Source organism: Thalassospira profundimaris, assembly GCF_003326795.1.
Taxonomy (GTDB): Bacteria; Pseudomonadota; Alphaproteobacteria; order Rhodospirillales; family Thalassospiraceae; genus Thalassospira; species Thalassospira profundimaris_C.
On the sequence record NZ_JPWI01000016.1, the window covers coordinates 34,606 to 55,408 of the forward strand.

Below are 20,803 nucleotides of genomic sequence, written 5' to 3' on the forward strand. Positions count from 1 at the left end.
AAGGCGGGATAACATCACGTTACCCGCCTTTTCTTTATGTTGATACTGCGATGTCGGACAATCGCTTCATCAGACGTTTCAAGCCTTCAAGGCGATCCGTTGGTCCATCCCAACCCGCTGCATAAACAATCTTGTGATCCGGTCGAAGCCGTGCCTGTCCGACCTGTTGCTGAATGAAGCCGATCAGGCCTGCCGGGTTCGGGAACTCGTTATTTCGCAACGTGATCAGCGCACCTTTTGGCCCTGCATCGAGCTTCTCGATATTGGCGACACGGCACCATTGTTTGATCGTCACAACATCCAGAAGGTTTTCAACTTCCTTGGGCAGTTTGCCAAACCGGTCAATCATCTCGGCGGCGAACTGATCTACCTCTTCGCGTGATCTCAGTTCCGAAATACGGCGATAAAGTCCCAGTCGGACACCCAGATCCGGAACATAACGGTCCGGTATCAGGACGGGCATGCCGATATTGATCTGGGGGACAAAGCTTGCTTCTTCGGATGCATCAATTTCGCCTTTGGCCTCGGCCACAGCTTCTTCGATCATCTGCTGATAAAGCTCGATCCCCACTTCCTTGATATGCCCTGATTGTTCTTCGCCAAGCAGGTTCCCTGCCCCGCGAATATCAAGATCGTGGCTGGCAAGGTTGAAGCCAGCGCCGAGGCTATCAAGCGTCTGCATCACTTCAAGGCGCTTCAACGCCGTTGCTGTAAGCTTTTTCCCGTTCGGAAGTGTCAGATAGGCATATGCGCGCTGCTTTGAACGTCCAATGCGCCCGCGTAACTGATAAAGCTGCGCCAGACCAAACATGTCCGCCCGGTGAATGATCATGGTGTTGGCGTTCGGAACATCAATCCCGGATTCAATAATGTTCGTTGCAAGCAACAGATCAAACTTGCGATCAGTAAAGTCAGTCATGACCTGTTCGAGATCGCGCGCACCCATCTGGCCATGTGCAACGTCAAACTTGATCTCCGGTACAAGGTTTTCAAGTTCCTTGGCGACCCGGCCAAGCTCATTTACACGCGGGCAGACATAGAAAATCTGCCCTCCGCGATGGCGTTCACGCAAAATGGCTTCGCGGACCACAACCGGATCGTATGGCGTGATATAGGTCCGCACCGCCAGACGATCGACAGGCGGGGTCGCAATAATCGACAGCTCCTTGACCCCGGTAAGCGCCAGTTGCAGCGTTCTGGGGATCGGGGTTGCGGTCAGGGTCAGAACGTGAACATCGGACTTCAGTTCTTTCAGGCGTTCCTTATGCTTGACGCCGAAATGCTGTTCTTCGTCGATGATAAGAAGTCCCAGATCCTTGAAATGCACACCATTGCCCAAAAGGGCATGCGTGCCACAGACAATATCGACATGGCCGCTTTCAAGGTTTTCCTTGACCAGTTTGGCATTCTTGCCGGTCACCAGACGTGAAAGTTGCTCTACCCGCACCGGAAGCCCGTCAAAGCGCTGCTTGAAGTTCAGATAATGCTGACGACACAGCAAGGTCGTCGGGGCAACAATTGCCACCTGTTTACCGGACATGACAGCGGCAAAGGCCGCCCGCATTGCGACCTCGGTCTTTCCAAAGCCGACATCCCCACAGACAAGTCGATCCATCGGTTTGCCCGCGGCAAGATCATCAAGGGTATCACGGATGGCGCGCGCCTGGTCTTCTGTCTCGGCAAACGGGAAACTTGCACAAAACTCGTCATAGCTGCCTTCGGGCGCTTGCAATTGTGCCCCTTTGCGCAGATGGCGTTCGGCGGCGACCTTGATCAGCTTGCCTGCCATGTCACGGATACGTTCACGTAGCTTGGCCTTGCGGGCCTGCCAGGCAACACCGCCGAGCTTATCAAGGATAGAAATCCCCTCGTCCGAGCCATATCGTGACAGGACCTCGATATTCTCGACCGGGACAAACAGCTTGTCGCCGCCATCATATTCAAGCTCAAGACAATCATGCGGCGCACCGCCAGCCGTCACTGTTTTCAGGCCAAGATACCGTCCGATACCGTGTTCAAGGTGAACGACAAGATCGCCTTCGGAAATTTCGGATGCTTCGCGCAGGAAGTTATCGGCCTTGCGGCGGCGTCCGCCCGGGCGGCTCATGCGGTCGCCAAGGATATCCTGTTCTGTAACAAACCAAAGACCCTGACGACGGAAACCGCGTTCGATATCAAGGATAACAACCGCGACATGCTCATGGGTCAGGTCATCAGTGATATCTTCCCAGCACTCACAATTAACGACCTTGCCTACGCCATGTTCGCGCAAAAGCGAAACCATACGATCGCGTGAACCGTCGGAATATGCTGCGATGACAACCTGATTTTCCTTGCCACGCTGGGCCGTGATAAAATCACGCAACTCGTCATAAAGGTTGGTATCTGCGCGCGCCCGGACATCCCCGAAATCGCGCCCTGCCCGCGCACCCAGATCGAAAATGCCACGTTCGGGATTTTCATCATCGTAATATGGCGAATATTCCAGAACCACGCGATCGGCGAGCATGCGGTCAAATTCCGCCTGATCCAGATACAGCCGTTCGGTTGGCACCGGTTTATAGACATTATCGCCCGAAAGGCCGCCGCCCTTGATGTTCAGTCGCGCCTGATAGTAATCGTCAATCATCTCCAGACGATTTTCGATCACTTCCGCATACTGATAATCAAGGGTTACGATCACATCAGGCAAATAGGCAAAGATCGTATCCAGACCGTCATGGAACAATGGCAACCAATGTTCCATACCACCGTATTTCAGGCCGTTTGAAATCGATTCATAAAGGGGATCTGTTTGCGACACAGCCCCGAACAGTTCGCGATATCCGCTTCGGAAACGTGAAATGCTGTCCGGATCCAGAAACACTTCGCCAACCGGCAGCAGTGCAATTTCCTTGACCTTGCCAATCGTTCGCTGGCTTTCAACATCAAAGCGCCGAATGCTTTCAATCTCGTCACCAAAGAAATCAAGGCGTACCGGGTCTTTCATTCCCGGCGCAAAGATATCGACAATGTCACCGCGTACGGCATAGTCGCCCGGTTCCATGACCTGTTCGGCGCGGTTATAGCCCATACGCTCAAAATATGCGGTAAGATCGGCCCGGTCATATTCAGTGCCTGCCTTGAAGGCGAGCTTGCCGTTCCGCATCACATCAACGCGCGGAACCCGCTGCATGGCAGCGGCCGCAGTGGTCAGAACGATGCGTCCCTGTCCGGCCTGTGGTGCGGCCCCTTCGGCCAGAACCGTCAGCGTCTCGATACGCCGTGCTGTCACTTCGGCAATCGGCGAAACCCTGTCATATGGCAAACAGTCCCAAGCCGGAAGTGTAAGCACTTCGACTTCCCCGGCAAAGAAACGCAAGGCTTCTGCCAGTTGAGACATGCGTTTGTCATCGCGTGCGACATGCAGAACCGTTTTGTTGGTTCCGGCCGCGTCGAGCAATTCACGCAAAATCAGCGCGTCTGATCCCTCCGGGACGCCGCCGACACGTTTGCGACCTTTGGTCGATATGATTTCTTTGATTTTGTTCAATGCTTTATCAGGCGTTGCTCAGATCCCTAATCATGCGCAGTACATCAGTATCATACTGCGCCGGGGCTTGTTCCTTGCCAGTGGCCCATTTGAAGAAGTCCGCATCGGGCACTTCATTGATCAGGGCCTCGAACGTATCAAGCTGTTCCTCGGTCAGGGTGCTCAGGTGTTTGTCCATAAAGCGGCCCATCAGGATATCGTTTTCCTTGGTGCCGCGATGGCCCCCGCGGAACAACAGCTTTTTACGACGCATTTCGAGTTCCGAAATGTTGTCAGTCATGGTCGATCTCCTGATTTAACTCGTTGCAGCACCCGGTGGGCGGGCGTCTGCAGGCAATTCTGTGGCTTGGTTTGTACGGCAAAATACGGTCGCGGTCCATGCTGCGATCAGTTGATTTTGCATCAATTCGTGACTTGCAGGTTGTCCCGCGATAATTTTGTTGTATACCCGTGCCATAAACATAATTGTTCTATTAACGTTCTCATCGAAAGTTGCAACGAAAACCGACATGCGCCCGGAAATTCTGTTCCCTCTTTTTGCTGAAATAGACACGCTGGCAGGCATTGGTCCGCGGCTGAAACCGCTGGTCGAGCGGCTGATTGGCGGGGAACATGTGGCAGATTTGCTGTGGCATTTACCATCCGGGATCATTGACCGTCGTTTTTCGCCGCCCCTTTCTGAAACCATTGACGGGTCGATTGTGACTCTTGATGTCTGGGTCGAGCGGCACGATCCGTCGCCAAATCGTCGGCGTCCCTATCGGGTGATCTGTAAAGCGCTCAGTGGCCCTGTTGTGCTGGCATTTTTCAATGCGCGGGCAAAATATCTGAACGATGTCCTGCCGGTTGGCGAAAAGCGCATCGTATCAGGCAAGATCGATCATTATCGCGGCGAATATCAAATCACCCACCCTGACCGTATCGGTACCGAGGCCGAGCGAGACGACATCCAGACGGTTGAGCCGGTTTATCCGATGTCGGCCGGTGTAACGGGCAAGACTTTGACCAAGGCCGCGCGCGCAGCCCTTGCCACGGTTCCGGATTTGCCAGAATGGCATGATCCGGCACTGGTGGCGCGACACAAATGGCCCGATTTGAAGACTGCCCTTCATACTGCTCATAATCCGCAAGATGAAGCTGATCTGTCACCGGATCATCCGGCGCGCAAACGGCTTGCCTATGATGAATTGCTGGCCAATCAACTGGCACTGGCGCTGATACGGGCAAAGATGCGCAAATTGGGTGGGCGGGTCACACAAGGTGACGGCAAATTGCGTGATGCCTTGTCAGGCAACCTGCCCTTTGCCATGACGGGCGCACAGCACCGTGCGCTTAAGGATATCTATGCCGATATGGCGAGTGAAGGACGCATGTTGCGCCTTTTGCAAGGGGATGTCGGATCGGGGAAAACCGTTGTTGCACTGATGGCGATGCTTAATGCTGTTGAATGCGGACGTCAGGCCGCCCTGATGGCCCCGACTGAAATTCTTGCCCGACAGCATTTTGAAACCATTTCCCCCTTGCTTGAACAGATCGGTGTGACTTGTGCCATTCTGACCGGGCGCGATAAGGGAAAGTCCCGCAAGGCATCGCTAGAAGGATTTGCCAACGGGGATATTCAGATCGCAGTCGGCACCCATGCCCTGTTCCAGGAAGACGTCATTTTCAGGGACCTTGCATTTGCAGTTGTCGACGAACAGCATCGCTTTGGTGTCCATCAGCGCCTGATGCTGGCGGGCAAAGGACAAGCCGTCGATGTACTGGTCATGACAGCAACGCCGATCCCGCGCACCCTTACCCTTACGGCATTCGGGGATATGGAAGTATCGCGTCTGGATGAAAAGCCGCCCGGAAGAAAGCCGGTTGATACCCGTGTTCTTCCCATCGACAAGGTTGATGATGTGATTTCGGGCATCGGACGCGCCATGCGCACAGGCACCAAAATCTATTGGGTCTGTCCGTTGGTGGAAGATTCCGAAATCCTTGACCTTCAGGCCGCAGAAGAACGTTATCGAGTTCTCGTAGAGCTGTTCGGTGAAAGCCGGGTTGGTCTTGTTCACGGCAAGATGAAGGGTAAGGAAAAAGACGAGGTGATGGAACGTTTCGCCCATGGGGATACGTCCATTCTTGTTGCAACGACCGTGATTGAGGTCGGCGTTAATGTGCCCGAAGCCACCATTATGGTGATCGAGCATTCTGAACGGTTTGGTCTGGCCCAGCTCCATCAGTTGCGGGGACGCATTGGTCGTGGTGATGCGGCATCGACCTGTTTGCTTTTGTATGGCAGCCCGCTGGGTCAAGTTTCCAAGGCGCGCCTGAAGATCATGCGCGAGACAGAGGACGGGTTCATCATTGCCGAGGAAGACCTGAAATTACGTGGCGCGGGCGAAGTTCTTGGTACCCGCCAAAGCGGGCTTCAGGAATACCGGTTGGCCAATCTGGAGCTGCATGGTGATTTGCTGGCGATTGCGCGTGACGATGCGCGCCTGATTGTGGACCGGGATCCTGATCTTCAGAAAGCCCGTGGTGAAGCGCTACGATTATTGCTTTATCTGTTTGAACGCGATGAGGCTGTACGATATTTCAGATCGGGCTAGATCGAAACTGGACAGCTACAACAAGGGCGCTTGTAAAAAGCGCCCTTGTTTTTTTGTTCTGTCATTTGTGGCGGATAATCAGGCGTCTTCGCGTGTTTTACCGTCTTTCGATGATGCACTTTCATCGGTGTCGATCCGGGCCGGAATATCGCGCGAAACCAGAATGGGGACATTCTCCTTTTCGCGGAGAACATCGACATCCTCATATGTCTTGGCAGCAACTTTTGGCTGCTTCTGTTCTTCAATCGGACGGCGATCCGGCGGGGTCACAATACCGCCTGACATCACCATCTTGATGGCTTCTTCAACGGTCATATCAAGGATCACAATATCTCCACGCGGGACGAACAACAAGAATCCCGACGTTGGGTTTGGTGTCGTTGGCAAGAAGATATTGATCACCGTATCTTCGGTAAGGTGCTGGACCTCGCCCTTGGTTTCACCGGTAATAAAGCCGATTGCCCACATGCCACGACGCGGATATTCAAGTAACACCGCCTGACGAAACGCATTGGACTGGTTGGCCAGAACAGTTTCAAGGATCTGTTTTACAGCACTATAGATGCTGCGTACTGCCGGAATGCGGCCAAGAATGCGCTCGTAAAGCTTGATCAGCGCCCGTCCGGCAAAGTTCGTGGTGAACCAGCCAACAACGGTAATGAAGACCAGAATAACCAGCAATCCAAGTCCCGGAATACCATAATCCTGATAACCATCCGGTAAATAGGTTTCCGGATTGTAATGTGCCGGGATCAGCGGGATAACCTTGCTGTCGACGAATTCGATAAACCACCAGGCCAAGCCGAAGGTAATTGCAAGTGGCGCGCTTACGAGAATGCCGGTCAGGAAATATGCCCGCATACGGGCAAAAAGGCCCGGGCTTGGAAGTGTATGACCGGAACCCTGATTTTCCGTATCATTGGTATCATCGCGCTTGGCGTTCATTGATCACCTGTGCTGAAGTGCCGCAACCAAATGCTCCTTTACAAGAATAGCCTTTGGCATTTGGTATTTGTAAGTAAGAATATGGCAATGCTGCGACATTGGATCGGTTTACCCGTTTCCTGAAGTGATAGCAGTAATCAAGTTTGCGGCGCAACCAAACAAACCGCAAATGGTTAAACAGAACCGGTATGGAGACGTTTTGCAGGTCTGGATTATCGAATATATTTACGATGAAGATGGTTCGGTCGGGGTGAAAACTGCCAAGGTGCGCGCCCCTGATTACGAAACGGCGCGTCAGTTTGCGATTGGCGATGCGCCGGCCAAGGATTTCGTGATGTCCCTGCATCCGGAATCGGAAGATCAGTTTCTTGGTACACCGGGTATCCGCGCCCGCGAGATGACCGGAAAAGTAGTTCACGAAGTCCCTGATCCGGACGATGATTTGGAAGATGATGATGACGATTTCCGAGCTTGATGAGCGAACCTTTTTACCACGCCCGATCATCGGCGTTGGGGCTGTTGTCTGGCATCAGGATCATGTTCTGCTGATCCAGCGCGGCAAGGAACCCAATATCGGCAGCTGGAGCATCCCTGGCGGTGCGCAGGAACTGGGCGAAACGGTGCGCGATGCTGTTTGTCGTGAAGTCATGGAAGAAACCGGCGTCAAGATTTCCAGTCCGATCCTGGTCGATACAGTCGATCTGATTGCGCATACCGAAGAAGACAAGGTTGAATATCACTATACCCTGATTGATTTTGTGGCCGTTGCGCTTAATCCCGATATCAGCCTTGGCGGTGATGCCGCAGATGCCAAATGGGTGAAGGTGAACGAGGTCACAAATTACAATCTCTGGAACAAGACCATCGACATCATTGCCAAATCACGCACCATTCTTGAAGGCCGCTAAGCGCCCTTCCCGGTCGTTACGTTACTTGGGCTGATATTCATACAAAAAAGGCGACATCTCCATGATGCCGCCTTTTGTTGTTTCCGAGGAACGTCAGGATCATGCAGCGGCATGTTGCAGCAGAACGCTTTCCTGAAGTTTCTTGAATGCACGTGCTTCAAGCTGGCGGACACGTTCGCGGCTGACACCGAAGCGTTCACCCAGTTTCTCAAGGGTGATCGGGTCATCGCTCAGGAAACGGGCCTTGATGATTTCCTGTTCACGTTCAGGCAACTCGCCAAGTGCGTTTTTCAGCATGCCGTTATGAAGAACACGTTCTTCGGCATCGGCAACAATGGCTTCCGGGCTCGGCGCATCCGAAGACAGGGTATCAAGATATTCCATCCCCTCGTCTTTTGGCATCGGCGTGTTGAGCGAGAAATCACGTGCCGCAAGACGGCGGTTCATTTCAAGCGCTTCACGACCGGTTACACCAAGCTTTTCGGCAACCTGATCAGCTTCTTCGGGCGACAATTCACCATTGTCATAGATGTTAAGCTGACGTTTTGCCTTGCGCAGACTGAAGAACAGCTTCTTCTGGGCTGCCATGGTTCCAAGTTTGACCATCGACCAGCTCTGCAGAATGTATTCCGTAACCGCAGCACGGATCCACCACATCGCATAGGTCGACAGACGGAAGCCGCGTTCCGGATCGAATTTCTGAACCGCACGCATCAGGCCGGTATTGCCTTCGGCAACAAGGTCAGCCATCGGCAGGCCATAACCGCGGTAACCGAATGCGATCTTGGCGACCAGACGCAAGTGACTGGTGACAAGTTTATGGGCAGCCGCGGTGTCATCATGGTCCTGATAACGGTGGGCCAGCATGTATTCTTCGTCCGCAGTAAGCATTGGAAACTTCCAGACTTCACGGAGATAGCCCGAGAAACCGTCTTCCAGAGATACTGCAGGTAATTTAATGGCGCTCATTATATGTCCTCCTGAGAGGTTCACGCGTCGACATCTGTATTGAATACGGAGTCCGTCATAGGTTAGATGACGCGCAAACACTGTCGGTTGTGAATTTATTCACTTGGACGACCGGATTTTTTGGGAAAGCTGATTGGTCCGGTCGCATATTCATTCCATAGAGACCTATGGAAGAGGACAGCAGACGCTAATAAGAAGTTCATTCATGGTGTCTCATCCTTACATGAAGCAAATCGACAATTTACATGTCCGCCAATAGGCCGGACGTTGATCCGGCGGTGCCTTTGGGCCCCCACCCGCATTGCTTAATATATCTAATCCCGACCAAATCAGTCAAGAACTTCTGACCAGAGTTTCAGTTATATTAATCAACCGATATCAGCATTTTAGAAAAGATAACTGACAAGCGCTGTCAGGTACTCAAAACGCCAACAATTCACGGTAAAATCGATATAAGGCGAAACAAAGGCAAGCTGTCCAAATTCGATAGAACTGGTGACCTATGGTCAAATACACCGGTATCGGGTGACCGAAAGGTAAACACCAGACTTCCTGATCTGGCATCAAAGGGACACTTATTGTAGTGTCGCGAACATTCCTGTTTTGCTGGTAACCGGGACACATCATGCCAGACCATTTACCCACGCCGTCCTGCCCGTGTGGAAGCTCCAGACCTTATGATCACTGCTGTGGTCTGTATCATTCGGGGCGCAGTTTTGCCGAAACTGCCGAGAAACTGATGCGATCGCGTTACACAGCGTTTGTTCTTCGCAATGGTGATTACCTGGCTGCGACACTGGCTAAAGAAAATCGCAGAGGTTTTGACGGGGACAGCATTGGCCGGGATCAAACACACTGGACCGGACTGGAGATTGTCGACCGGGTTGCCGGTGGAATATTTGATCAAACCGGCATTGTCGAATTCATCGCAAGCTTTGTTGAAAATGGTCAGACATACCAGCTTCATGAACGTTCGAACTTCGAACGCCGTGATGGAAAATGGTTTTATGTCGATGGTATTTTTCCCGGAGACACAAAACAACATAGCGAAGGTGCGTCTTTACAGGACGGCAAACCCACTTTGGAAAAGGTGGGCCGAAACGACCCCTGCCCGTGTGGTTCCGGCAAGAAATTCAAGAAGTGTTGCGGCTGACTAGCGCATGAATTCGATGGCCCATTTATGAAACGGGCGGATCAAACTTGCGTGGGCATCTTCGTAGGAAAGCCAGATTAGTTCATGATCGTCATCAACAGGCGGACCAAGCTTTTCGCGCAGTTCACATTCAAAAAAGGTCCCGCGTTTTAGCCGATAGCGTCCTTTGGCCGGATTATTGACATATTGGGATGCAAAACCAAGGCGCGAAACAATGTTGATCCGATATCCGGATTCCTCATAGGCCTCGCGATAAAGTGCATCCTGTTCGCTTTCGCCATGCTCAACGCCCCCACCCAGAAGAACAATACCCTTTGGTGTGCGCGCCACGGCAAACTTTCCCTCGCCATTTCGGATCACGGCATAGGAACAATCCTGAACGTTATAGCTTTGCCCCATGCGCGGGGTTCCAAAAACAGGTCCAACCAACTTGGATATACCAGCCTTCCACAACTGAATGCCGCTTCCCGAGAACAAGAGTTTTTCTAATTATTTTGTAACGCGATAGCACGATCAGGCATAGCTTTGCAACGTGTCGTGTCGCGATGCAGTTCTCCTTGTCTTTCTGATGCAAACCGCCGTCTTGCAGTGGACGCAATCTGGCGGTTCTTGATGTGCACGATTTTCTTCGATCAGCTTCGATAGATATGGTTATGCAGGCAAGTCTCGCAAAGTAAAACACCCCAAAACAGTCACTGCTTTGGGGTGTTTTGAAACCGTAGTTCCAGAGAAAATCCTAGAACGGAATTTCGTCATCAAGGTCAGGTGCACCGGCTGGGGCAGAACCACCACCGGAAGATCCGCCATTACCCCAACCTGCGTCAGAGCCACCACCGTAACCGTTGTCAGAGCCGCCATAGTTGCCACCGGATGATGCGCCACCCCCCATGCCGCCGCCTTCGCCGCGGTTATCAAGCATGGTCAGGTTCGAGTTGAAACCTTCGAGCACAACTTCAGTGGTATAGTTGTCTTTGCCATCCTGCCCCTGCCACTTGCGAGTGCGGAGCTGGCCTTCGATATAAAGCTTGCTGCCTTTTTTCACGAAACGCTCGACAACGTCTGCAAGGCCTTCGTTGAAGACAACAATGCGGTGCCATTCGGTACGTTCGCGACGTTCACCAGACTGACGGTCGCGCCACTGTTCGGAGGTCGCAATGCTGAAATTGGCGATTTTCTTACCGGCCTGGGTGAACCGGATTTCAGGATCGCGCCCGAGGTTCCCGACGAGAATGACTTTATTGACACTACCAGCCATGGGTTATCTTCCAAGTTTGTGTTGTCCGCTGCCCCGAATAATCGGGACTTGTGAATTATCATTACGCAAAAATGCGCTGCATTAAAGATTCAAGTGAAACGCGATCCGTTTCATCAAATGAGCCATATTCGACACTATCTACGTCAAGCACAGCAATCAACTGCCCATCACGATTGATGACCGGAACCACGATTTCAGAGTTTGACCGGCTGTCACAGGCGATATGCCCCGGAAATGCATGAACATCAGCAACCAGCTGTGTTTCGCGCGAAGCCGCCGCTGTGCCGCAAACGCCGCGCCCGAACGGGATGCGCAGGCAACCAAGTGTACCTTGATACGGCCCAACGACCAGCTCGTTTTCCTTTTGTGGATCAACCACATAAAAACCGGTCCAGAAGTAGTAATCGAACTTTTCCGACAGGACGCAGGACACTGTGGCCATCAAAGCGGTGATGTTGGTTTCCCCTTCGGTGATGCTGAGAAGCTCTTTTTCGGCTTCTGCATACAGGGATTTTTTCAGGTCTGGCTGCACAGTGTTCTCCATAATCTTTGACGATACGAACTACCTCGTTCGGACCATTCGAGACAAGGGTAAAGTGCCCCATTTCTGAAACAAAAAACACCCCCGACAGGTCATCCCCGCCGGAGGTGCCATATTCAACTGATTGGTAGCGTTCAGATACGCTTGCCAGTCTCGATATCAAACAGATGAATTTTGTCTGCCTGAACAGTCAAGCTCAAGGCATCGTTTTTGGCAAACTGGTGCGTTCCCTGCAGGCGCAGCGTCACATTGTCCGCCCCGGAACCGAAATCTAGATATACCAGCGTTTCAGCGCCAAGAGATTCCACCATACGAACAACCGCATTGATGTGCCCATCGCCATTGTTGGCAAGGCTAAGATGTTCGGGACGAATACCGGCGGTCACCGCTTGCCCGCCGGCAACATCATGATCAATATCAAGCATCACGCCATCTCCGACGATCACATGTTTACAATCATCAGATACTTTAGCCGTCAGGAAATTCATCGCCGGAGACCCGATAAAACCAGCAACAAATTTGGTGGCAGGCTTTTCGTAGATATCAATCGGAGTACCGATCTGCTCGGCGACGCCGCCATTCATGACGATCAGTCGATCTGCCAAAGTCATGGCTTCCACCTGATCATGGGTGACATAAACAGATGTAATGCCAAGACGTTGCTGCAAGTTCTTGATTTCAAGACGCATGTCCACACGAAGCTTCGCGTCCAGGTTCGACAGCGGTTCGTCAAACAGGAAGACTTTTGGTTGACGGACAATTGCCCGGCCCATGGCAACTCGCTGACGCTGGCCACCAGAAAGCTGACGGGGTTTGCGTTCCAGATGATCTTCAAGTTGCAGAATGCGGGCGGCTTCGCGCACCTTGCTTTCGATGTCAGTCTTGCTATAGCCACGGTTACGCAAACCATAAGCCATATTGTCGAAATTGTTCATATGTGGATAAAGCGCGTAGTTCTGGAACACCATTGCGATATCACGATCAGCCGGCGCAACCTTGTTGACGACCTTGTCATCAATACTGATCTCACCAGCCGAAATGCTTTCAAGACCTGCTATCATGCGCAGCAAGGTGGATTTTCCGCAGCCCGATGGGCCAACCAGAACTGTAAATTCTCCATCCTTAATGGCAAGATCAATGCCATGGATCGCCTTGTACCCGTTCGGGTAGGTTTTTTCAGCCTGATTAAGGGTAACTGTTGCCATCTTTGTATCCTGTATCCGGATCAGTTGGTTTCCATTCAGCAGAAATCGGGAGACAGAGATTATTTCTCTGTCTCGACCAGTCCCTTGATGAACATGCGTTGGAAGATCACCACCACCAGCACCGGTGGAATGGTCGCCATGATTGTCAGAGCGAATGCCTTGGGGAATTGTGGTATCTGTCCGCCTTCATAAAGCGAGTTATAGACCTGTTTGATGCCGATCACGATCGTGTAAAGCTGATCATCGGTGGTCATCAGAAGCGGCCAAAGATACTGATTCCAGCCAACAACAAACATGATGATAAAGATTGCCGCGATCATCGTGACCGAAAGCGGAACCAGAATATCGATAAAGAACCGGACAGGACCGGCACCGTCAAGACGGGCTGCCTCAAGCAGCTCATCGGGTACCGACCGATAAAATTGCCGGAAGAAGAAAGTCCCGGTTGCCGAGGCAATCAGCGGCAGGATCAGACCGGTATAGCTGTTTAGCAGCCCAAGATTTGCAACGACCTCATAAGACGGAACAATACGCACTTCGAGCGGCAGCAAAAGGGTCGAAAAAATCACCCAGAACAGCGGCACGGCAAGTTTGAACCGGAAATAGACAATCGCATAGGCCGCCATCATGGAAATGATCACCTTGCCGATTGCAAAGCCAAGGCCCAGTACCATGCTGTTAAACAGCATTTCAAGAGCGGTCACCCTGCCCTTTGTTGCCGCCGGATCAAACAGGATCGCGCCGTAGTTTTCGATCATATGTCCACCCGGCCAGAATTGCAGGCCGTTCTGGAAAATGAATTCACGCGTATGGGTGGATGATGCAAATGCAATCCAGACCGGCATGATCATGAAAAGCGCGCCAAGGATCAGGATTGTGTGATTGGTGAATATTCGCCATTTCGACTGATACATCGCGGCCCCCTAGTAATGCACTTTGCGTTCAATGAAGCGGAACTGGAACACGGTCAAAATACTGACCATGATCATCAGCAAAACCGATTGCGCGGAACTGCCGCCCAAATCCGCCCCGATGAAACCATCGACATAAACCTTGTAGACAAGCGTTGCTGTTGCCCCGCCCGGAGACCCCTTGGTCGACACATCAATGATGCCAAAGGTTTCAAAGAAGGCGTACGTCAGGTTGATCACCAGCAGGAAGAAGGTCGTCGGAGCAAGCAACGGGAAGGTAATCGTCCAGAAACGACGTTCTGCACTTTTACAATCAAGTGTCGCTGCTTCCTGAACGGACTTCGGAATGCCCTGAAGGCCGGACAGGAAGAAGATGAAATTCACACTGACCTGTTTCCAGACCGCAATCAGAATGACAACAAAGGCCGCATCATTGGCGTTTTGAATATGATTGAATTCAAACCCGAAGCTGTTGAACGCTTTGTAAAGGTCACCCATCAGCGGGTTGAACATCATATTGCCAAGCAGACCAGCCACGGGCGGCGCAACCGCATACCCCCACATCAGAAGCGTCCGATAGGATTTGGCGCCACGGATAACTTCGTCGGCACGTACCGCTAGAAAAAGCGATATGGTGATCGAAATAACGGCGACTGCCACCGAGAAGATCACTGTAAAGATCGCCGAACGGCTCCAGGATGCGCTCGATAGAACATCCTCGAAATTGCGGAACCAGACAAATTGCGAAGACATGCCAAAGGCATCTTCAAGAAGGAATGACTGGTAAACCGCCTGTGCCGCTGGCCACAGGAAGAATATGGAAATAATCAAAATCTGGGGTGCAACAAAAAGATAGGGCACCGCGCTATGTTCAAATTGTACGCGCTTCATCGCCTATGCCACCATTACTCAAGTCCAAAAAATGCAAAACAGGGCGACCAGCTTGGGCCGCCCCGTATTTGCGAAAAGCAGATTAGTTCGAATAGGTATCGTTGAAGCGATCCAGAAGGCCGTTTGCTTCTTCTTCAATCGTGTTGAAGGCTGCATCAATGGTTTCTTCGCCATTCATCATCTTGTCGACTTCGCGATAGATGACTTCACGGATCTGGACGTAGAAACCAAGGCGGTAACCTTTGGTCCACTCACCACCTTCCTCGGAAAGCTGCTGAATGCCAACTTCGGCATCCGGGCTTTCTTTGTAGTAGCCGTCTTTTTTCGCCAGCTCGTATGCTGCTGTGGTGATCGGCACATAACCGGTTTCTTTGTGCCAGTAATACTGGGTTTCCGGCTTGGTCAGGAATTTGAAGAATGCGGCAACGCCAGCATCCTGTTCTGCGCTATGACCAGAGAAGGCAAACAGCGAAGCACCGCCGATAAAGGTCGATTTCGGTGCGTCACCAACGCCTTTCCAGTAAGGAAGGGTCGAAGTGCCAAAATCAAACTGGGCGGATTTGCGAAGGCCACCGAACGAACCGGAGGAACCGATCCACATGGCGACCTGTTGCTGAACGAAAGCGTCCTGGTTTGCGCCCCATGCACGACCGTAATAGCCGTAGTAACCCTCGTCTTTCCAGGCTTTGACGCGCTTCCAGTGATCTTTCAAGGCATCGTTGTTATAAAGGATCTTAACATCGGTGCTGTCATAGCCGTTGTTGCCGGTCGCCATCTGCAGATTGTGGCGCGACATGAAGTTTTCAAAGAAGATCCACGGGCTGTGCGACTGGGCAAGAGCGGTGTAACCGGCAGCTTTGAGCTTCGGAGCGGCTTCTTCGAATTCCTGCCAGGTTTTCGGAACGTCTACACCAGCTTTGGCAAGGGCTTCCTTGTTGTAATACAGAAGCGGGGTCGAGCTGTTGAACGGCATGCCGATCATCTTGCCATCAGAGTCTGCATAGAAGTAGCGAACACCCGGAATGTATTCATTGATGTCGAATTTGACGTTGTTTTCTTCGAGCAGGTCCTGAACCGGCTTAACAGCACCTTTGGCATTGATGATGGTTGCAGCGCCAGCATCGAAGATCTGAATGATGTTCGGCTGGTTTTTCGCGCGGAACGCAGCGATACCTGCCGTCATGGTGTCTTCGTAGCCACCCTTGTTAACTGCAACAAGGTGATAATCGGACTGGCTTGCATTAAAATCTGCGGTGATCTGATCAACCACACCACCAAGCGCGCCGTCCATAGCGTGCCACCAGGTGATCTCGGTTGCGGCTTCTGCAGTGTTGCCGATGGCAAACACGGCAGCGGCTGCCATTAGTGTCTTGCGAAACATGATCTGTTAGCTCCCAAATAAAAAACATCTGTTTCAAACCGCCTGTTGTCCGGTTCGTCACAACGCATTCGTTTTCTGTCGGGAGCCCTGTTTCCTCAAGTGACAGTTTTCGGAAATTTACTTTTCGAACGTATAAATGATCAATATTGCACTGTTATTTGGGCTTAAAACTCACAATTTGATTGATCTAAACGTTCATATGAACAGCAATAAATCTGCAGAACTCCGCAAAATTATTGCTTCTGATGGTATGGAGTCATCTCAATGTTGCTATCAACATATTGTCTAATATGAATTTTTTGTTTCCATATTATGAATCTGTCACGTTTTTTTTGCGCATTTATGCGGCTTGCCGGTTTATCAAAGATAAAAAGAAAGGGTGGCATTGATGCCACCCTTTAACATTCAGAAATGAACATTTTGATCGGATATCAGTTCTTGGTGTCACGCTGCACGAAGACCGAGAGCAAAGCCAAACCGCCTGACACCACCATCAACAGCAACGACAACGCATTGAGAACTGGTGTTGATCCCTGCTTGAGGCGATCAAACATCGCAATGGTCAGCGGCGCATCAGACCCGACCAGCATCAATGTCGTATTGAAGTTCTCAAATGACATCAGGAATGCCACAATCCCTGCCCCGATCAATGCCGGTTTGAGGAACGGGATCGTTATGGTCCAGAGTGCTGCACGCCGTGTCGCGCCAAGATTAAGCGCAGCTTCTTCAAGACTGACATCAAATTTACGCAAACGAGCCGAGATCACCAGTGTCGTGATCGTCGTGATAAAGGCGAACTGGCCAATGATCACAAGAAACAGGCCCGGTCGCAGGAACTCAAGATCCCAGCCAATACTATCTTCGATACCGTTTGCAATGGCATTCGAGAAGACAAGAATGGAAATACCAAGGATCACACCTGGAATAACCAGTGGCGAAAGCGAGATAATATAAAGCAGGTTCTTGCCGGGAAACTTGCTGCGTTCAAACAGAAATGCATTACAGGTTCCGACCGTCACTGACAGGATGGTGACCCAAAACGCCACAAATGCCGAAACGCCGACACTTTCAAGAAGCTTGGTGTCATTGAATATCCCGACATAGGGATCTTCATTTCCAAAGAACCAGGCAAGAGTCCCTCCCTCCCAGGGCATGGACGGAAACAGGCTGTCGTTGAAGGCAAAGACACCCACGACAATCAGCGGCGCGCTCAGATAGACAAAGAACAGCGCGATATAGCTTGAATAGAGGCCCTTGTAGAATTTGGGCTGCGGAATACTTGGAATCATGTTCTTTCCCCTAGCCCACGGTTTCTGAAAGCGTCTGTTTGCTGAGTTTCAACCCGATCCAGACAATCGCAGATGACAAAATCAGCAGCAGGAAGCCAAACGCAGACCCTGACTCCCAGTTAAATCTGGTAATGAACTGGGTGTAAATCTGTTCGGTAAACCAGAGGCTGTCCTTACCCCCCAACAGATTGGGTGTCAGGTAATTGCCAAGTGTCAGCATGAAGACAACGATGCATCCTGAGGCAATACCGGGCATAGCATGGGGAATAACGATGTCACGTGTTACGGTGAATGCGTTGCCACCAAGGTCATATCCCGCCTCGATCAGACTGTCATCAAGGCTGTCGAGAACCGAAACCAGAGGCACAACCATGAACAACATCGATGTGTAAACCAGACCGACCATGATGGCCGCGTCGTTATAAAGCATTTCCACAGGACCATCCGCGATCCCGGCCCATTGCAAGAAATTGCTTATAACGCCACTTTCGCGCAGCAGGATCATCCAGCCAAAGGTCCGAACCAGTTCCGAAACCCAGAACGGGATCAGGCACATCAGAAACAGCGCATTCTTGCCCTTTCCGCGCATCACCTTGGCGATGTAGTACGACACCGGAAAGCCGATTACGAGCGTCAGGATCGTGGCAAAGATCGACATCACCGCCGTCCGGACATAGGTGTTCCAGTAAAGGGGTTCTGCAAAAAATTCGATATAGTTGATCAGGCTGAATTCATATTTTCCATATGAGATGCGTTCGCGCATCGAGACCAGGAAAAGGTCCATGTGCGGCAAAATAACCAACAGAAACAGCCACAATAGCAACGGCATTGCCAGCAACAGCAAGCCAAAGCGAAATGCACTGCCTCCGGTTATGGAAGCTGTCTTGCTCATGCTCCTGCTCCGCCTTCGGTCGATGCGAAGCAACGGGTTTGCTCGACGCTCCATGAAAGCCTGATTTCGTCCCCTGCCTTGACGGAGGCAAATGCTCCGGTCTGGGGCAAGGCAACGGTCATTTCATGACCGGTCACAAGTTCACGCACCTGAAGACTGCTTGCGGCACCATTAAACAGGACATTATCAACCTTGGCGGAAAGACTGTTGTCGGCACCTTCCGTGCCATCAATAGCGATGGCTTCGGGACGGACAAAAACGTCGACACCCTGACCGGTGACCAGATTGGTCTGGCCGTCGCGTTTAGCGATGACTTTGCCGCCGCTGGCAAGATTGATTTCGATCTTGTGATCATCGCCACCTTCAACAGTGCCGTGCCAGCGATTGCTCTCACCGACAAAGCCCGCAACAAAGGCCGTTTTGGGATTGTAATAGAGGTCCTGTGGCGCACCGACCTGCTCAAATCGTCCGGCATTCATTACCGCAACCTGATCGGACATCACAAGTGCCTCGGACTGGTCATGGGTGATGTAAACAAACGTGGTGCCGATCTCATGTTGCAGTTGTTTGAGTTCAACCTTCATATGTTCGCGCAATTTAAGGTCTAGCGCCCCTAAGGGTTCGTCCAAAAGCAGAACAGCGGGGTCAAGAACAAGACAACGCGCAATCGCGATGCGCTGCTTCTGGCCACCTGAGAGCTGACTAATCTGTTTGGGTCCAGCATCTGGAAGCCCGACCCGTGCAAGGGTTTCATTGACCTTTTGCGTGATCGTTGCCTTGTCAACACCACGGCGTTTAAGACCGTAGGCAACGTTTTCGGCAACATTCATCATCGGGAACAAGGCAAGATGCTGAAATACCATATTGACCGGCCGACGGTTGGGTGGAACACCCAGCACCGATGCGCCCTTGATCAGGATATCGCCCGATGTGGGGGCCTGAAACCCGGCCAGCATCCGAAGCAGCGTCGTCTTGCCGCATCCACTTGGACCAAGGATGGAGAAAAACGACCCTTTGGGGATTGCCAGTGAGATGTCATTGACGGCGGTAAAGTCGTCAAAAGTTTTGACCACATTGCGGCATTCAAGGTCAAATTGGTCAGCCATAGGAGCCCTGTTCACGTTATTTTTGTTGGTGGAGCCAATCGAATGGTGATTGCCATTCCAGAAAGCACGATATCCCCGGCACAAAAATATGCCGGGGACGAAAGTTCTCAGGAAAGAAGTTTCCTTAGTTCGACTGAGCAGCCTTCACGCGATCAAGGGTTTTACCCTCAAGCACTTCAAGACCGGCCGGAACGGTCGGATACCATTTGATGTTGTCGAGGTCAGCCGGCGGGAAACTGCCCTGGAACTGAGCCTTGAGTTTTGCATCTGCAAACTCATCCGCACCCTTGGAGGCGGTAAAGTTGCCTGCACTTGCAGTGATTTTAGCAGCGATTTCCGGCTGCATGACAAAGTTGATCCACTTATAGGCAGCATCTTCGTTCTTTGTCTTGCGCGGCAGTGCAAAGGTATCAATCCAGCCAAGTGCGCCGGATTTCGGTGCGACAAAGGTGATGTCGGCATTGTCGTTATTGAGCTTCCAGCCGCCAGTATCCCAAGCCATTGCTGCAACGACTTCACCCGAACGTACGAGGTTCAGCAGCGCATCGCCACCTTCCCAGTAGGTTTTAACGTTGGATTTACAGTCAATCAGCTTGGCTTCGACCGCATCAAGGATTTCCTGATACTTGGCTTCATCACCATATGCCGCAAACGGATCAAGTCCCATCGCGTAGGCGAAACCGATCAGGGTCGGACGCTTCAGGCGATAGGAAACCTTGCCTGCAACTTCCGGTGCACAAAGGTCGGTATAGTCTGCGACGTTTGCGGCTTTGGATTTGTCAACGATCAGGCCGCTGGTGCCCCAGACATGCGGCACGCCGTAAACGTCGCCTTCAACGGTGGTGTTGGTTTTGGTCGCATCAAGCATCGACGGAATGAATTTGGCCGCGTCGACTTTCGAAAGGTCGATCGGTTTATAGATACCGTATTCAAGCTGAGCACCGGCGATGCGGTCCTGGGACGGCTGGGCAAGGTCAAAACCACCGCCGCCCGTCGCACGCAGTTTTGAAATCATGTCTTCGTTGTTGGACAACGTCACTTCGACATCGATGCCGGTTTCTTTTTCGAACAGCTCGACAACTTCGTCCGGGGCATAGCCACCCCAGGTCAGCAGACGAAGCTCTTCAGACTGAGCCGCTGAAGTGAAGGCAACCATTCCAGCAATCGCTGTGAGGCCAAGCAAAGAACCGCGCAATGCGCCGTGTTTTTTAGACATTTTGAACCCTCG

19 protein-coding genes are annotated in these 20,803 nt (G+C 51.8%); 4 read left to right on the forward strand and 15 right to left on the reverse strand.

What is annotated here, in order from left to right; translation table 11 throughout:
• Positions 1 to 34: 34 nt before the first annotated feature.
• The gene (gene mfd / locus TH30_RS19550) at positions 35 to 3,532 is read right to left on the reverse strand and encodes a transcription-repair coupling factor (RefSeq protein WP_114099764.1); all 3,498 of its coding nucleotides are present in this window, start codon (positions 3,530 to 3,532) and stop codon (positions 35 to 37) included.
• Positions 3,533 to 3,539: 7 nt separating this feature from the next.
• A complete protein-coding gene (locus TH30_RS19555) occupies positions 3,540 to 3,812 on the reverse strand; it encodes an FAD assembly factor SdhE (RefSeq protein WP_114099765.1) in 273 nt (90 codons plus the stop codon).
• 229 nt (positions 3,813 to 4,041) lie between these two features.
• On the opposite strand from TH30_RS19555, the gene recG reads away from it, so the two are divergent.
• Positions 4,042 to 6,129, forward strand: a complete 2,088-nt coding sequence (gene recG, locus TH30_RS19565; protein ID WP_114099767.1) for an ATP-dependent DNA helicase RecG — start codon at positions 4,042 to 4,044, stop codon at positions 6,127 to 6,129.
• A gap of 78 nt (positions 6,130 to 6,207) precedes the next feature.
• On the opposite strand, the gene TH30_RS19570 is transcribed toward recG, so the two are convergent.
• On the reverse strand, positions 6,208 to 7,074 hold the full coding sequence (locus tag TH30_RS19570; protein ID WP_114099768.1) for a DUF502 domain-containing protein: 867 nt from the start codon (positions 7,072 to 7,074) through the stop codon (positions 6,208 to 6,210).
• 169 nt (positions 7,075 to 7,243) lie between these two features.
• Between TH30_RS19570 and TH30_RS19575 the strand changes: the two genes are divergently transcribed.
• Entirely contained in the window at positions 7,244 to 7,549 is a 306-nt protein-coding gene (locus TH30_RS19575) for a hypothetical protein (RefSeq protein WP_258548800.1), read from the forward strand.
• A complete protein-coding gene (locus tag TH30_RS19580) occupies positions 7,530 to 7,982 on the forward strand; it encodes an NUDIX hydrolase (protein WP_114099827.1) in 453 nt (150 codons plus the stop codon). The genes TH30_RS19575 and TH30_RS19580 overlap by 20 nt, the downstream gene beginning before the upstream one ends.
• A 99-nt stretch (positions 7,983 to 8,081) precedes the next feature.
• On the opposite strand, the gene rpoH is transcribed toward TH30_RS19580, so the two are convergent.
• The gene (rpoH, locus tag TH30_RS19585) at positions 8,082 to 8,951 is read right to left on the reverse strand and encodes an RNA polymerase sigma factor RpoH (protein WP_114099769.1); all 870 of its coding nucleotides are present in this window, start codon (positions 8,949 to 8,951) and stop codon (positions 8,082 to 8,084) included.
• A gap of 625 nt (positions 8,952 to 9,576) precedes the next feature.
• On the opposite strand from rpoH, the gene TH30_RS19590 reads away from it, so the two are divergent.
• Entirely contained in the window at positions 9,577 to 10,104 is a 528-nt protein-coding gene (locus TH30_RS19590; protein ID WP_114099770.1) for a YchJ family protein, read from the forward strand.
• Here the strand turns inward: TH30_RS19590 and TH30_RS19595 are convergent, their stop codons facing one another.
• The 11 genes from TH30_RS19595 to TH30_RS19645 form a co-directional block, all read right to left on the reverse strand.
• Entirely contained in the window at positions 10,105 to 10,503 is a 399-nt protein-coding gene (locus TH30_RS19595) for an NUDIX domain-containing protein (RefSeq protein WP_258548801.1), read from the reverse strand. It lies immediately after the preceding gene.
• A 337-nt stretch (positions 10,504 to 10,840) separates the two neighbouring features.
• The gene (gene ssb, locus TH30_RS19600; protein ID WP_114099772.1) at positions 10,841 to 11,359 is read right to left on the reverse strand and encodes a single-stranded DNA-binding protein; all 519 of its coding nucleotides are present in this window, start codon (positions 11,357 to 11,359) and stop codon (positions 10,841 to 10,843) included.
• Positions 11,360 to 11,420: 61 nt separating this feature from the next.
• Positions 11,421 to 11,891, reverse strand: coding sequence for a GAF domain-containing protein (locus TH30_RS19605; protein WP_114099829.1), 471 nt, complete (start codon positions 11,889 to 11,891; stop codon positions 11,421 to 11,423).
• 143 nt (positions 11,892 to 12,034) lie between these two features.
• Positions 12,035 to 13,105 carry a sn-glycerol-3-phosphate import ATP-binding protein UgpC gene (locus tag TH30_RS19610; RefSeq protein WP_114099773.1) on the reverse strand — a complete coding sequence of 357 codons (1,071 nt, stop codon included), beginning with the start codon at positions 13,103 to 13,105 and terminating at the stop codon, positions 12,035 to 12,037.
• Positions 13,106 to 13,164: 59 nt separating this feature from the next.
• On the reverse strand, positions 13,165 to 14,019 hold the full coding sequence (ugpE, locus tag TH30_RS19615) for a sn-glycerol-3-phosphate ABC transporter permease UgpE (protein WP_114099774.1): 855 nt from the start codon (positions 14,017 to 14,019) through the stop codon (positions 13,165 to 13,167).
• A 9-nt stretch (positions 14,020 to 14,028) separates the two neighbouring features.
• Positions 14,029 to 14,907: an ABC transporter permease subunit gene (locus TH30_RS19620; protein ID WP_114099775.1), complete on the reverse strand. Its 879-nt coding sequence runs from the start codon at positions 14,905 to 14,907 to the stop codon at positions 14,029 to 14,031.
• 82 nt (positions 14,908 to 14,989) lie between these two features.
• The gene (locus TH30_RS19625; RefSeq protein WP_114099776.1) at positions 14,990 to 16,288 is read right to left on the reverse strand and encodes an extracellular solute-binding protein; all 1,299 of its coding nucleotides are present in this window, start codon (positions 16,286 to 16,288) and stop codon (positions 14,990 to 14,992) included.
• 431 nt (positions 16,289 to 16,719) lie between these two features.
• A complete protein-coding gene (locus TH30_RS19630; RefSeq protein WP_114099777.1) occupies positions 16,720 to 17,577 on the reverse strand; it encodes an ABC transporter permease in 858 nt (285 codons plus the stop codon).
• 10 nt (positions 17,578 to 17,587) lie between these two features.
• Positions 17,588 to 18,469, reverse strand: a complete 882-nt coding sequence (locus tag TH30_RS19635) for an ABC transporter permease (protein WP_114099778.1) — start codon at positions 18,467 to 18,469, stop codon at positions 17,588 to 17,590.
• Entirely contained in the window at positions 18,466 to 19,575 is a 1,110-nt protein-coding gene (locus tag TH30_RS19640) for an ABC transporter ATP-binding protein (protein ID WP_114099779.1), read from the reverse strand. Before TH30_RS19640 ends, TH30_RS19635 begins: the two co-directional genes overlap by 4 nt.
• 124 nt (positions 19,576 to 19,699) lie before the next feature.
• On the reverse strand, positions 19,700 to 20,791 hold the full coding sequence (locus TH30_RS19645) for an extracellular solute-binding protein (RefSeq protein WP_114099780.1): 1,092 nt from the start codon (positions 20,789 to 20,791) through the stop codon (positions 19,700 to 19,702).
• Between the last annotated feature and the right edge of the window lie 12 nt (positions 20,792 to 20,803).

Bases quoted from the DNA above. Each gene is read 5' to 3' on its own strand.
- TH30_RS19555 (WP_114099765.1), bottom strand. From the start codon at position 3,812: ATGACTGACAACATTTCGGAACTCGAAATGCGTCGTAAAAAGCTGTTG.
- recG (WP_114099767.1), top strand. From the start codon at position 4,042: ATGCGCCCGGAAATTCTGTTCCCTCTTTTTGCTGAAATAGACACGCTG.
- TH30_RS19570 (WP_114099768.1), bottom strand. From the start codon at position 7,074: ATGAACGCCAAGCGCGATGATACCAATGATACGGAAAATCAGGGTTCC.
- TH30_RS19575 (WP_258548800.1), top strand. From the start codon at position 7,244: ATGGTTAAACAGAACCGGTATGGAGACGTTTTGCAGGTCTGGATTATC.
- TH30_RS19580 (WP_114099827.1), top strand. From the start codon at position 7,530: ATGACGATTTCCGAGCTTGATGAGCGAACCTTTTTACCACGCCCGATC.
- rpoH (WP_114099769.1), bottom strand. From the start codon at position 8,951: ATGAGCGCCATTAAATTACCTGCAGTATCTCTGGAAGACGGTTTCTCG.
- TH30_RS19590 (WP_114099770.1), top strand. From the start codon at position 9,577: ATGCCAGACCATTTACCCACGCCGTCCTGCCCGTGTGGAAGCTCCAGA.
- TH30_RS19595 (WP_258548801.1), bottom strand. From the start codon at position 10,503: ATGGGGCAAAGCTATAACGTTCAGGATTGTTCCTATGCCGTGATCCGA.
- ssb (WP_114099772.1), bottom strand. From the start codon at position 11,359: ATGGCTGGTAGTGTCAATAAAGTCATTCTCGTCGGGAACCTCGGGCGC.
- TH30_RS19610 (WP_114099773.1), bottom strand. From the start codon at position 13,105: ATGGCAACAGTTACCCTTAATCAGGCTGAAAAAACCTACCCGAACGGG.
- ugpE (WP_114099774.1), bottom strand. From the start codon at position 14,019: ATGTATCAGTCGAAATGGCGAATATTCACCAATCACACAATCCTGATC.
- TH30_RS19620 (WP_114099775.1), bottom strand. From the start codon at position 14,907: ATGAAGCGCGTACAATTTGAACATAGCGCGGTGCCCTATCTTTTTGTT.
- TH30_RS19625 (WP_114099776.1), bottom strand. From the start codon at position 16,288: ATGTTTCGCAAGACACTAATGGCAGCCGCTGCCGTGTTTGCCATCGGC.
- TH30_RS19630 (WP_114099777.1), bottom strand. From the start codon at position 17,577: ATGATTCCAAGTATTCCGCAGCCCAAATTCTACAAGGGCCTCTATTCA.
- TH30_RS19635 (WP_114099778.1), bottom strand. From the start codon at position 18,469: ATGAGCAAGACAGCTTCCATAACCGGAGGCAGTGCATTTCGCTTTGGC.
- TH30_RS19640 (WP_114099779.1), bottom strand. From the start codon at position 19,575: ATGGCTGACCAATTTGACCTTGAATGCCGCAATGTGGTCAAAACTTTT.
- TH30_RS19645 (WP_114099780.1), bottom strand. From the start codon at position 20,791: ATGTCTAAAAAACACGGCGCATTGCGCGGTTCTTTGCTTGGCCTCACA.